Source organism: Paenibacillus albidus, assembly GCF_014644435.1.
GTDB classification, from domain to species: domain Bacteria; phylum Bacillota; class Bacilli; order Paenibacillales; family Paenibacillaceae; genus Paenibacillus_AQ; species Paenibacillus_AQ albidus.
Map to the genome: position 1 here is coordinate 264169 of NZ_BMKR01000006.1, position 14099 is coordinate 278267.

At 51.9% G+C, this 14099-nt stretch carries 7 protein-coding genes; 1 reads left to right on the top strand and 6 read right to left on the bottom strand.

The features are described 5' to 3' along the window. Positions 1-58: 58 nt before the first annotated feature. Complete coding sequence (pheT, locus tag IEY53_RS09495) at positions 59-2503, bottom strand: phenylalanine--tRNA ligase subunit beta (RefSeq protein ID WP_189024245.1); 2445 nt, start codon at positions 2501-2503, stop codon at positions 59-61. A 63-nt stretch (positions 2504-2566) separates the two neighbouring features. Further along, positions 2567-3601 (bottom strand): phenylalanine--tRNA ligase subunit alpha, encoded by a 1035-nt coding sequence (gene pheS / locus IEY53_RS09500; protein ID WP_189024247.1) that lies wholly within the window; start codon positions 3599-3601, stop codon positions 2567-2569. A 1748-nt stretch (positions 3602-5349) separates the two neighbouring features. Between pheS and IEY53_RS09505 the strand changes: the two genes are divergently transcribed. Continuing rightward, the gene (locus IEY53_RS09505) at positions 5350-6960 is read left to right on the top strand and encodes a diguanylate cyclase domain-containing protein (protein WP_189024256.1); all 1611 of its coding nucleotides are present in this window, start codon (positions 5350-5352) and stop codon (positions 6958-6960) included. A 107-nt stretch (positions 6961-7067) separates the two neighbouring features. On the opposite strand, the gene pulA is transcribed toward IEY53_RS09505, so the two are convergent. The 4 genes from pulA to ptsG all read right to left on the bottom strand — a co-directional run bounded on the left by pulA (position 7068) and on the right by ptsG (position 14001). Beyond that, positions 7068-9449, bottom strand: a complete 2382-nt coding sequence (pulA, locus tag IEY53_RS09510; RefSeq protein WP_189024258.1) for a type I pullulanase — start codon at positions 9447-9449, stop codon at positions 7068-7070. A 401-nt stretch (positions 9450-9850) separates the two neighbouring features. Then, complete coding sequence (ptsP, locus tag IEY53_RS09515) at positions 9851-11563, bottom strand: phosphoenolpyruvate--protein phosphotransferase (RefSeq protein WP_189024260.1); 1713 nt, start codon at positions 11561-11563, stop codon at positions 9851-9853. Next, a complete protein-coding gene (locus IEY53_RS09520) occupies positions 11556-11831 on the bottom strand; it encodes an HPr family phosphocarrier protein (protein ID WP_189024262.1) in 276 nt (91 codons plus the stop codon). The genes ptsP and IEY53_RS09520 overlap by 8 nt, the downstream gene beginning before the upstream one ends. A gap of 106 nt (positions 11832-11937) precedes the next feature. Next, a complete protein-coding gene (gene ptsG / locus IEY53_RS09525) occupies positions 11938-14001 on the bottom strand; it encodes a glucose-specific PTS transporter subunit IIBC (RefSeq protein ID WP_189024264.1) in 2064 nt (687 codons plus the stop codon). Positions 14002-14099 lie beyond the last annotated feature (98 nt).

A 14099-nucleotide genomic window follows, 5' to 3' on the forward strand; every position in this document is an offset into this window, starting at 1 on the left:
AAAGCCGCAGCGAATCTCGGTTTCTAAATGGATTCGCTGCGGCTTTGCACAATTCCTGCTACTTTCTTAATTCTGCGCCAAAAGTTTGCCCAAGTGACGCCAGAACCTGTTCGTGCACCTCTGACACCTCGTCATCGGTTAATGTATGGTCATTATGGCGGTACAGCAGCGAGATCGCGATACTCTTTTTGCCGCTGTCCAGCTTGCCTCCGCTGTAGACATCAAATACCTGTACTGATTGCAGCAGGCTGCCTCCATTTTCACGAATGGTATTCAGCAGATCCCCTGCCGATACCGAAGCATCAACCACTACCGCAATATCCCGCTCCATACCCGGGAAACGGGGCAGATCCTTGTATTGCAGACGGCTTGCTGCCATATCATACAGCGGCTGGAGCAGGATTTCCGCAACATAGGTGTCCACCAGATCAAGCTTCCGCTGCAGCTCGGGATGAATCTGTCCTAGGGTTCCTATCTGCAAGCGTCCTTCCGTCCCCTGCAAATAGATCGAGGCCGAACGTCCCGGATGGTAGCCTTCCGGCGCGTCACCTTCATAAACGATACGCTCGTGTAGACCCAGATGGGCAACAACGGTCTCCAGTGCTCCTTTCAGATCGAAGAAATCCACCGGTTCGGCGGCTGCATTCCATTGCTTGGCGACACGGGTACCGCTAAGCAAAAGCCCCATGACCGGCAATTCACGCGGCTGGCGGGTCAATTGTTCTTCATCCGTGAAGAATACATTCCCGATTTCGAACAATGCCAGGTCACTTTGCCGGCGGTTGGTATTGTAGCTGGCAATATCGAGCAGCTGCGGCAGCAGGCTCGTACGCAGCACACTACGCTCTTCGCTCATCGGCATAGCCAGTTTGACGGCCAGTTCTCCCCCTGACAAGGCAGGGAACAGCTTGCTTTGTTCCGGCTGAATGAACGAATAACCCAGCACCTCCTGGTACCCGCCATGTGCCAAAAGACGGCGCAGCTCACGGCGGATGTTCTGCGAAGCCGTCAAAGCACCCGGTGTCGTTACGCCTTCAATCAGGGTCGTCGGAATTTTGTCATAACCGTAAAGCCGGGCAATTTCTTCAATAAGATCCACATCGTAGCTGATGTCTCCGCGTCTTGTCGGCACCTGTACTTCCAGCATATCCGAAGCGGCATCGCCGCATTTGAAATGCAGACGGCCAAACAGCGTCTTAACCTCCAACAGCGACAGCTCTGTGCCCAGATAACGGTTCAGCTTGTTCAGCGACAAGCTCAGTATTTTCTCTTCGGCTGCATCGCTTCCAGCCTGGACAATGCCTTCAAGGACGGTTCCCCCGGCATAACGGGCAATAAGGGTTGCGGCACGGTTCAGTGCCGGCAGGACTGCCTGAGGATCAACCTCCTTCTCGAAACGCAGGGAAGCTTCGGAGCGAAGCCCCAGCTGCCGGGAGGTCTTGCGCACCGTTCCGCCGTCGAATCTGGCGGATTCCAGCACCAGATTCACTGTAGCTCCGGTTACCTCAGAATTCAGGCCGCCCATTACACCCGCCAGCGCTACAGCTTTGGCACCGTCGGCAATGACCAGCATTTGCGGCTCCAGCTTCCGCTCCTGGCCGTCCAGCGTAGTCAGCACTTCACCCTCGCGGGCCTGACGAACGCTGAGAACGCCGCCTTCCAGTCTATCCGCATCAAAAGCATGGAGCGGCTGCCCGTACTCCAGCATCACATAATTGGTAATATCCACAATATTATTGATCGGACGCACGCCTGCTGCCATCAGACGGTTCTGAATCCAGAGCGGGGAAGGCCCAGGCTTCACTCCGGAAATATACCGCACAGCATAATGCCCGCAGTGTTCTTCATTCTCAATGCTTACGGAAATCGAAGCAACGGCACTGCCGCCCGCTTCAACAAGATCAGCCTCCGGCTTCGGCAGGTTCACCTCACGCGCCAGAATGGCACTGACTTCGTAAGCTGCACCGATCATGCTGAGGCAATCGGAACGGTTCGGAGTCAGGTCGAATTCCAGAACCTCGTCGTTCAGTCCCAGCACATCCGCAATATCCAGGCCAACCTCCATATCCTCCGGCAGAACCAGGATACCTTCCTGGAGCTCCTTGGGCAGAAGCTTGTCGTTCAGACCCAGCTCTTTGGCCGAGCAGATCATGCCTTGCGAAAGAACGCCGCGCAGCTTCGCCTTTTTGATATCCAGACCCGGCAATTTGGCACCAACAAGGGCTACCGGCACTTTTTGGCCTGCTTCCACATTTTTGGCACCGCAGACGATTTGCAGATCCTCGCCTTGTCCGGCGTCCACGATACAGACGTTCAGCTTGTCGGCATCCGGGTGTTTCTCTTTCGATTTCACATAGCCGGTGACAATGCCGGAAATGCCTTTGTTGCGGCGTTCCACCCCATCGATTTCGATGCCGGCTGCCGTTATTTTGTCGGCAAGCTCTTCGGCGGTCACTCCCTCTAACGATATATATTCAGCCAACCATCCGGTTGATACTTTCATGTCCGCTCACTTCCTTTTGTTTCAGATGTTGTTATTGCCTGATCCAACCTGCCAACCGGCAGTCTATACACCCCTGAACTGCTTCACGAAGCTCATATCATTACTGTAGAAATGACGGATATCATCGATGCCGTATTTGAGCATGGCAATCCGTTCTACCCCCATGCCAAAAGCAAAACCACTGTATTCAGCCGGATCGTAGCCGCCCATTTCCAGAACGTTCGGATGTACCATCCCGGCGCCGAGAATCTCCAGCCAGCCCGTTTGTTTGCAGAGCCGGCAGCCGTTGCCTCCGCATTTGAAACAGCTCACATCCACCTCTACACTAGGCTCGGTGAACGGGAAGAAGCTTGGACGGAGACGAATATCGGTATTCGCCCCAAACATCTCTTGTACAAATTGCTGCAGAGTTCCCTTCAGGTCACTCATGCGGATGTCACGGCCAATCACCAGACCTTCAATCTGGTGGAACTGGAAAGAGTGGGTCGCATCGTCGTCGTCACGGCGGAACACTTTGCCCGGGCAGATGATTTTGACAGGGGCTTCACCCTTCATCGCCTGCATGGTCCGGACCTGCACCGGAGACGTCTGGGTGCGCATCAGCAGATCATCCGTTAAATAGAAGGAATCCTGCATGTCGCGTGCCGGATGGTTCTTCGGCAGATTGAGCGCTTCAAAGTTATAATAATCCGTCTCGACCTCGGGCCCCTCAGCCACCCGGTAGCCCATGCCGATGAAGATATCTTCAATTTCCTGTACCACCCGGCTCAGCGGATGTATGCCTCCTTGGGCCAGTCGGCGGCCGGGCAGTGTAACGTCCACTTTCTCCGCTTGCAGCCGGTTCAGAGTCTCCTGCTGCACAAATGCCTCCTGCTTCGCTTCGACAATCTCTTCAATTGCGCTGCGCACCAGATTGGCTACTTGCCCGATGATCGGACGCTCCTCAGCGCTCAGACCGCCCATACCGCGCAGAACCTCGGTCAGCTCCCCTTTTTTACCGAGGTATTTGACACGTAAATCATTCAATTCCTGCGGGTTGCTGACGTCCTGCAGCTTCGCCAGCGCCTCAATCTTTAATGCTTCCAATTTTTCTTTCATGGCCGTGTACAGCCCCCTTCAAATCAATAATGGATTCAGCCTGTAATATAAGCCTGAACTTGAGATAAATCTTTCAAGTTCAGCTTATATAGCAACAAAAAAAGGCCTTTCCTCCCGGTAAGGGACGAAAAGACCGTGGTACCACCCTTGTTAGACATTATGCCCATATACGTTTAAGAGTTGTTCTTTCCTCTTCCAACGTGAATGAAGCCCGTCTCACTTTATACAGAAATAACGGTCTGCGGCCGGTATCCCCTACTTTCTCTGCACAGGGCAAGCCCTGGCGGAGTTTCAAGGAACTGCTCCGGAGCGAACTTCGGCAGACCTGCTTCATAGAGACGCTCTCAATCAGGCGGCATCTCCTCCCTGTAAGACAGGGGCTGCGTACTTTTCTCCATCAATGCATTTTGCTCAGTAGATATACCTAAATATTATACTCAAAAATCTCTTTTTTGACAAGGAGAACCGGATTGGGCTTTGTTATTCTTGCCGAGGAATCCATGACCCTTCTTAAGGGCTTAACCTTTACGATTGATTACGGGGAGTTTGTAGCCAAAATCAGCCCTTCCGGTTCCGAAGCTTCCTGAGCAGGAAAACTTCATCTGGAGTCCGTATTTTGAACTGTACAGTCTGTTGCTCCGAGCTATGATTCTTTGGGTATAAGGCCCTGCTCTTCTTGACCTGGTACGACCAGCCAAACCATTGTTATCATAATCCAACTCACCGAAGGATTGAGTGATCCCCGTTGGCCAAACCCCTTTCCAGATCGGACCCATGCCCTTGCCGGCAATCGGCAGAAGTTCTTTAAATCCGTGATGAGCAGCAATACGATTTCAATCAGGGGGCAAGAGGCATGAGGTTTCCGTGGCATGCCAAAGTAATGTTGGATAGTCCCTGGGCTATACAGCTATTATTCTTAGGTTTGGCCCTGGTCGGCACGATGATTACATGGTTCAGACGGAGAAGAAAGCAGAAATAAAGGGATCACCAAAAAAGTCACCCTCCGCAGGCTGTTCCGCCAGTCGAGACGAAGCGACCAGGTTTTACGTATAACCTTCTAAGCGGAACCTAGTACAGCATCAGATTAAAAATAAGGGATGACTGAAGTCTGTTTGATATGGATTAGCGTTCGTCACCAGCTTTTGATCTGTTCTAATGTATATAGTACCTCAGAATGGTTTAAACAAGACTCAAACCTACATCATGATGTATTTTGTACATTCAAAGGATAGCCATAAAGCACTTTTCGGCGAATACTGCGGTTCCTGCTGCACCAAATACACTGAAATCCTAAAACGAGCCTACTTTTTCCCATCCTGATGTATAAAGTGCACTCTAGCGCTTCGCTTTCCGCCCTAGGCTTACAGCGCACCTCACGGGAGGTGGCTTTCGAATGCGCCATCTATTCACCTTTTAAAGGCTGATGCTGTTCTGGGTTTCCTGTTATAGTCCTGAGTGGGATTCTACAATGGCAGGTATCGTTTGCGGAAAAGATGGGTAATAGGACTCAAGGGTTCGAAGATGAACAAGGCAGTAGGTCATACATAATTTTCTCTGTTTCATAGATATATATGTCCACACCCGCATTTCCTCCCAGGCTACCGGGCCTCTATTTTACCTTGAAAGCTTGATACATAGGGGCTTATTAAGCTTTTTCCCTTCAGTGAGGAATTGCTCATCAACGCAAAAATATTGTCGATTTGTGCAAGAGATTTAAACATAGTTCTCAGTGCGGGGAGAGGATAGTTGTGGCTGGTTTCTCGGGGTTCAAATTTACATCTAAACTAATACTTTTATTCGCAGCGATCTCCGTTCTTCTGCTGGCCATCAGTATCGCCTCATTGCTGTATCTGAACAATACGTTTAATCGTATGTCGGATTCATTATATTATGATGTCTATCAGAATTCCGAGCTGATCCTGAATGCAGACCGCGACCTGTATCAAGCGGCTGTCGCCCTGCATACCATAATGAACGGAAAGGTATCGGAGGCAGAGCGGAAACGTCTCTCCCGGGACTTTGCAGAAAATAATGAGCAGGCCTGGCAGCGCGTGATGACGGCAAAATCCAATATCAACGCAATCACTCACCCGTATAATGGAAGGGAACAAGGCGGCCAGCAGCTCACCCAGCTCCTTCAAACCCTGGATTCCTTCGAGAGCAGTTTCAACAGCTGGAAAAAGACGGGGAAGGAGCTGATCGGAGAGCGTGGACAAACCCTCTGGAGTCCGGATGCTTTTTCAGTCGCCCGCATCAATACACAGCTCACTGAGGCCCGCAGCACACTGGAGGAAGCGGAGAACCGGATCGAAAGCTATGCCATGCAGGTAACTGCTGCCGCCAAGGTCAAGAAAAGCAACTTATTCGCGCTGTACTCGCTGCTCCTTTTCCTATTGATCCTGGTCATTACTTACCTCGGCCGCAAGATCATTTTATTGCAGAAAGAGAGGCTCGAGAAGCAAACACTGTATCAGCTCATTGGCGAAACAATGTCCGACTATATTCTGTTAACCGACCCGAACGGGTTGATTCTGTATGCTTCCCCTTCACATCTGAGCATATTGGGCTATGTCCCTCAAAAAGGCCACCCCCTCTCCAACTATATCCGCGAACCGGAAATAGCGTGGGCGAAGCTGAAAAGTGTGGTCCATGGCTTGCCCCGTATCTCCGAACTAAGGATGCGCAGCTCCCAGGGGCACTGGATATGGCTGGAGACGAAGGTATCGCCGGTTAACGGCAGCCGGTCTTTTCCGGCTCAATTCATGCTTGTTTCCCGGGAAATCACCGAACGGAAGCAATATGAAGAACGGCTGCACAAGCTGGCCTTCTATGATCATTTGACGGCCATTCCCAACCGGGCCCATTTCAAAATGTATATGGAGAATCTGATCAGCCGGCCGGAGGAGCGCAAGCAAGAGATTGCCGTGGCCCTGCTGGATTGCGACAGGTTCAAACAGCTGAACGACACACTTGGCCATCTTGCCGGAGATGAATTCCTGCAGCTGCTCTCCCGGGAGCTGCAGCAGACGGCCAAAGGGACCGGACAAGCTTTCCGGATCGGCGGTGATGAATTCGCCGTGGTCATTCACCGTTTTTCCGGACCGGAGATGTTAAATGAAATCCTTGACCGCCTGCTTCAGCTGTTCAACAAAACGTGGTCGGTCAGCAATGGGGCAAGCTTCCATACCTCTGCCAGCATCGGTGTAGCGCTGTATCCGCAGCATGGCAGCTCCATTAATGATCTGCTGCGTGCCGCCGACCTGGCCATGTACCGCTCCAAGAATCATGGCGGAAATGAAGCCAACCTGTATGAAGAGCATAGGGACGAAGCCTATGCCCATAAGGTGAACAAAAGATAATATCTCCCCTGTACCCGACTATAAAGAGGCTGCTCCTGCAACCGTCTATACTGACGATTGCGGGGCAGCCTCTTTACAAACGGTTCTATTCGGTCAGCGGAGATCCGTTATCCGATGCGTCTCTCCGTCCCTTGCTCACGGTCCCGGACCAGCACCTTGACCGTCTCTTCAGTTCCGGAGAAGGTAATAAAACGGTCGCCGCCCCCATCCTTTTCTTCCCAGTCATTCAGGCGCAGGATATAGCCAATGGTTTCCGTGCCCGGAAGCACTTCAATTCGGGCCACTGCACAGCCGTTCTCGATCTGGCGGAAATCGCATTGGCCATCCTGGATGCCTGTACCCCACACCCAAAGATTCCAGCCTCTGTAATCGGCATCCGGGCGTTCATAATGGATCTCAATGACCTTGGACCGGGGGCCCGGCGCACTAATCTTATCGAAAAGAACCATCATCGACAATCCCTCAAGCGTTACCTCGCCGTCTACTATCACGCGCAGCGGTGTTGTCCCGGCGTGGTTGTGGTCTACCACCACCTGCCAGCCGCCCTCACGCTCAGGCAATGGCAAGGTAACCGGGCCGGGATTGGCGTTGAAGATAACCATAATATTGTCCCAGCTGTCCCCGCCGGCATTATCCTTAAGCAGGTAGGATACGATGCCGTCCTCGCAGCGTAGGAATTCCAGCGAGCGCTCAATCTCTTGACGCCCGTGCAGCCGGAAGGCCGGGTGGCTCCGGCGCAGGGCGATCAGTCCCCGGTAATACTCAAACACAGGCCGGAATACACGTTTCCGGTTCCAGCGGATGGCATTAATGGCGTCGCTGCTGCGGTAGCTGTTATGATCTCCGTATTTGCTGCGGAGCAGCTCATCTCCGGCATGCAGGAATGGAATCCCCTGGGAGGTCAGGATAATGCCATTAGCGAGCAGGGAACGGCGTACGGCTTCATTACCGAGCACATTTCCGGGATTAACGCCTACATAGGGGTTGGACAACGCCACGGCTAACTCTACACTGCCGCCGTCCTTCCGTCTGCCGTTCTCAAGCTCAGGGAACCCTGCCTCGTGCCGCAGTCCCAGCACGTTGAGCACCTTATCCCACAGATTCAGATTATCGTGAGCCGTCACATAATTCACAGCTTCCACCGGAGAATCGGTGAAATCATGAATGGCTCCTTTAATTCCGGCGGCCACAGCACATTCCTTTCCATATTCGCCGGTCGCAAAACCTCTGCCCCAGCCATCGCTGTCTCCTTTGATGGCAGAGCGGAAGTTATCATTAAAGACAGCATAACCTTTGCCCCGCTGTACGCCCTTCAGCGTCTGGCTCGCAAGCGGCGATTCCCCTCCCGTCCAGGGCTCCCCGTAGATCAGCAGATTGGGGTTGACGTTAAGCCGAAGTTCTTCGGTAATCTCACGTATCGTCACGCTGTCCATCAGGCCCATGAGATCAAACCGGAATCCGTCGATATGATATTCAGAAGCCCAATATAATAAGGAGTCCTTGATATATTTACGAACCATCGGCTGCTCTGTAGCCAGTTCATTGCCCACTCCGGAGCCGTTGGATAAACGTCCGCTGTAGTCACGGCGGTAGAAATAATCGGGGATCAGCGGCTCAAAAGGCCCTTTATCCACGGAATAGGTATGATTGTAGACCACGTCCATGATGACTGCAATGCCGTGGCTGTGCAGGGCCTGCACCATTTCCTTGAATTCACGGATCCGCACACCCGGCTCCGCCGGATTCGTGCTGTACGAGCCCTCGGGCACATTGTAATGCTGAGGATCATAACCCCAGTTGTAGTCGGTAAAATAAGGTGCCGAAGCGGCCCCGTCTTTACTTGCCTTCATTTCATCCACGGTCTGGAAATCGAATACAGGCAAAAGATGAACATGGGTGATGCCCAGTTCAACCAGATGATCCAACCCTACAGCCTGACCTTGAGCGTCTACCAAACCGGTCTCTGTAAACGCCTTGTATTTGCCTTTGTAGATCATTCCCGAGCTGTCATCGGCTGAGAAATCACGCACATGCAGCTCATAAATCACGGCATCCGCCGGGTGCGCAAGCGGTGGCGACTGATCCTTCTCCCAATGCTCGGGGTCCGTGTCCCGCAAATCCACAATGGCCGACCGTACCCCGTTGGCCGATACGGCTCTGGCATACGGATCAGCAGCTTCCGCTATAGTTCCATCGGCAAAAATAGCCCGGTACATATAATATTTGCCCTTCAAATCACCAGGCAGCCGGACCTGCCAGACTCCACTTTCCTCCCGCTGCATATGGACGATCCGTCCGCTGTCCCGGGTGTCGGCCGTCATGCCGGAATGAAGATCATTGCCGCCTGTCTCATATAGAACAAGTGAGACCGCAAACGCCGCGGGTGTCCACACTTTAAATACACTGCCTTCGGCAGAGTACGTCAGGCCCAAATCCTGGCCTTCATAAGTTTCTATTACAGATTGCGTATTCATATAATTGCTGTTCATTTGTATTCACCATCCTATGGCTCCATGCCGCTAACGCAAGGAAGCTTATAAGTCCATATATTTCCACAAAGGATCCCATTCATACTTGCACGACTTTGCAAGCGGGCCACACCGGGTACAGTCTTTCTCTCAAAACACTTTTATAGTGTCATCCTATGTAACAACCCGTTCACAAGTTTGGGTTGCTGGCCATATTCTACCGCCCACCTCTTCTATATCGGCTGCAAGTGTCCGGCATTTAAGCTTGCAAAGTGAAAGCAGCTATTCCAAAGAAAGTATACACTTCCTGTGCAGGAATGGCGAATTCATGTCCAACAAAAAAAAGACCTCCCTACAAAGGGAGGCCGTAAGAGTAGTTGGAAAAGTGTAATGCTTCAAACGGAGTTACGGTCACAGATAACTTACTTCGCGATGCTCTCAACAAGCGCCGCCACTTCTTCGGCGGTCCCGAGCTGCAGCGCTTTTGCGGCCAGTTCCTTCATGTCTTGTGCTGACAATTTGGCGATCTGGCTGCGTGCAGGCAGAATGGAAGTAGCACTCATACTGAATTCATCGAGGCCTAATCCAAGCAGCAACGGAATAGCTGTAGCATCACCGGCCATTTCACCGCACATTCCTGTCCATTTGCCTTCGGCATGGGCAGCGTCGATGACAATTTTGACCAAACGCAGAATGGCCGGATTATATGGCTGATACAGGTACGATACCCGTTCATTCATACGGTCGGCAGCCATGGTATATTGAATAAGATCGTTCGTACCGATACTGAAGAAATCCACTTCCTTGGCGAACTGGTCAGCCAGAACAGCCGTTGACGGAATCTCCACCATAATGCCGAGCTGAATGTTGTCCGATACTTCCTTGCCTTCTTCTTTCAGCTTTGCTTTTTCCTCCAGCAGCAAATCGCGGGCAGCGCGGAACTCGCCCAGAGTAGCGATCATCGGGAACATAATACGCAGATCCCCGTGGGCACTGGCTCTAAGCAATGCACGCAGCTGTGTGCGGAAGATGTCCTGACGGTCCAGACACAAGCGAATGGCGCGGAAGCCCAGGAACGGGTTCATCTCCTTCGGAAGATCCAGATAAGGCAACTCCTTGTCACCGCCGATATCCAGCGTCCGCACAACTACCGGCTTACCCTGCATATTCTCCAGAACGGTCCGGTAGGCGTTGTACTGAATTTCCTCGGAAGGCAGCTTATCACGGCCCATGTAAAGGAACTCGGTACGATACAGGCCTACACCTTCACCGCCGTTCTCGATTACCCCGTTCACATCGTTGGGTGTACCGATATTGGCAGCGAGCTCAACATGTTTGCCGTCGGCGGATACCGTCGGCTCATCGCGGAGTTTCTTCCACTCGGCGATCTGCAGGTCATAAGCTTCCTGTTTGGCTTTGTATTCCGCAACTTCGGCTTCAGTCGGGTTGATAAGCACATCCCCGCTCAGACCGTCCACAATTACCAAATCGCCCGCCTTTACTTCAGACAGCACGTTTTTGGTACCTACTACAGCTGGAATTTCAAGCGAACGGGCCATTATGGCCGAATGCGAGGTCCGTCCTCCGATATTTGTGGTGAACCCCTTTACGAACTTGCGGTTCAGCTGTGCCGTATCGGACGGCGTCAAATCCTGGGCAATAACAATGACCTCTTCGTTGATTTCCGCAGGACTGACATAATGAATACCAAGCAAATGATTCATAATACGTTTGGTGACATCCCGCATATCGGCTGCGCGTTCTTGAAGGTATGCGCTTTTCATATTCTCGAACATCGCAATAAATTGAGAAGCAACTTCGTTCAGCGCATAGTCCGCGTTGACGGATTCCTGACGGATTTTATCCGTTACGGGGCTGATTAGCTCAGGGTCATCAAGAATCAGCAAGTGTGATTCAAAAATTTCCGCCTTCTTCTCACCCAGCTCGGCCAATGTACGCTCTTTAATACCCTGCAGCTCGACTCTGGATTTCGCGAGCGCATCATTCAGCTTGGCTACTTCCGCTTCTATATCACTGACTGCTGTCTTCGCAATCGTATAATCGGGATGTTCCAGGATAAACGCACGGGCTACTGCAATACCTGCTGAAGCCGCGATTCCTGAAATTTTACTCATGCAGCTCTCCCAGCCCTTCTTTGATCATTACATCTTGAAGTGCGCTCAGCGCTTCCGCTTCTTCGCCGCCTTCTGTAATCAGGGTCAACGTATCTCCTGCTTCCAGACCCAGAGACAATACGCCGAGGATGGATTTCAAAGTTACCTTTTTGCCTTTAGCTTCTGCAAAAGCTTCGGTTTCTTTGAACTTTGTAGCTGTATTTACCAGCGCTGTAGCTGGGCGTGCGTGGATTCCGTCTTCGTCGACAATTCTGAATGTTTTTTGCATGATTAATATCCAACTCGCTTTCTGTTGATGGGATGGTTGATTCTGGATTTATAGTGAAGGCTGCACTCCCTTTAATTATAAAGGAAGTGCATCGCCATTGCACATCTTACTGGATACTGATGATATCCTTGTCGCCGATAGCTACTTGGCCCGGCTTCTTCAAAGTGACAGTAGAACCTTCCGGCAGATTGGAGAAAATGACCGGTGACATGACCGAAGGCGCATGGGCCTTCACATATTCCAGATCCACTTCCATAATCGGCTGTCCGGCTGCCACGAGATCACCTTCTGCAACCAGAACGGTAAAGCCCTGGCCTTTAAGCTTAACCGTATTGACTCCGATATGCACAAGCACTTCCTTGCCGCCATCGGACATAATGCCAATGGCATGCTTGCTTGGGAAGACGTTGAACACTTTACCGTAGACCGGTGAAGCAATCTTGCCGTCGTCCGACAGGAAGGCAAAGCCGTCTCCCGTCATCTTTTGGGAGAACACCGCATCCGGAACCTGCGTGATATCCAGCAGCTGACCGTTAACCGGCGATACGATATCTTCCGGAATAATGGCAACGCCCTCCTCACCCGCCTGCTGCTGGGGCTCAGGCTGAGGTGCAGCCGCTGCAGGGGCTGCTGCCGGTGTCTTGCCATCCATAACATCCTGGATTTGTGATTTGATGGTATCGGAACGGGTGCCGAAGATCGCCTGAACATTGTTCCCGACCTCCAGAACACCGGAAGCGCCAAGCTTCTTCAACCGGTTTTTATCCACGCCGGCCTTGTCCTTCACTTCAACACGAAGCCGTGTAATACAAGCATCCAGATGTTTGATGTTCTCCTGCCCGCCCAAGGCGGACAAAATATTGCGCGGAAGATCGTCGCCGCTGGTCGATACCGTGCTTGCATTGTTCTCCACGGCTTCTTCCGTGTCTTCTTCGCGGCCCGGTGTCTTCAGATTGAACTTGCGGATGACAAAGCGGAATCCAAAATAATAGATGACCGCGATCGCAAGCCCTACCGGAATGACAAGCCACCAATCTGTGCGGTTTGGAATAATCCCGAACAGCACGTAGTCGATGAAACCTCCGGAGAAGGTCATCCCGATCTTCACGTCCAGAATCTGCATCGTCATAAAAGACAACCCGGCGAAGATGGCGTGAACCGCAAACAGCAGCGGAGCCACGAACAGGAACGAAAATTCCAGCGGTTCGGTAATCCCCGTCAGGAATGAGGTCAATGCCGCTGAGAGCATTAAGCCGCCGACCATCTTTTTGTGCTTGGATTTGGCTTCATGGTAAATGGCCAGCGCCGCTGCCGGAAGACCAAACATCATGAACGGATATTTACCGGTAGTAAAGGTCCCCGCTGTAAAGTCCACTCCGTCGCGAAGCTGCTGCATGAAGATGCGCTGGTCTCCGCGGATCAATTCTCCTGCCTTATCCACATAGCTTCCGAATTCATACCAGAACGGCGAATAGAAGATGTGATGCAGCCCAAACGGAATCAGTGAACGTTCAATGACTCCGAAGATAAAGGCCGACAGGGTCAGGTTCGTATTAATCATACTTTGCGATACATAATTTAGACCCTCTTGAATAGGTGGCCAGATGATGGTCAGGACCAGACCCAGAAGCAAGGAGGTCACTGCCGTCATAATGGGAACGAAACGTTTGCCCGCAAAAAATCCCAGGTAGGACGGAAGCTCAATACGGAAAAACCTCTTGTACATGGCTGCGGCCAGAATCCCGACCAGAATCCCGCCGAACACACCGGTCGACAGGGTTGGGATACCCAGAATACTGGCATAAGCATAATTCTGCTGGCTCAGCACATACTCATTGATACCCAAAACGGTTCCCATGGTAACATTCATCACGAGGAAACCAATGATGGCCGCCAGCCCGGCAACCCCTTCCCCACCGGCCAGTCCGATGGCTACCCCAACGGCGAATAACAGCGCCAGATTGTCAAAAACAATCTGTCCCGAATTCATCAATACGTTGGAGATTGCCTGAACTACGTCATTCTCAAGCGCCGGGACGTACTGGAGAAAGTCTGGATTCACCAGCATGTTGCCGATACCGAGCAGCAGACCTGCCGCCGGCAATATCGCCACTGGAAGCATTAGCGCCTTACCTACTCTTTGAAGAACGCCAAACAGCTTCTTGAACATATGATTTTCACTTCCTTCAGCATATATTTCACCCAAACAGAACCAAAAAAGGCATGAGCAATACAGCATCAAGTCGCCAGCTACCTCTAAGGATAGGT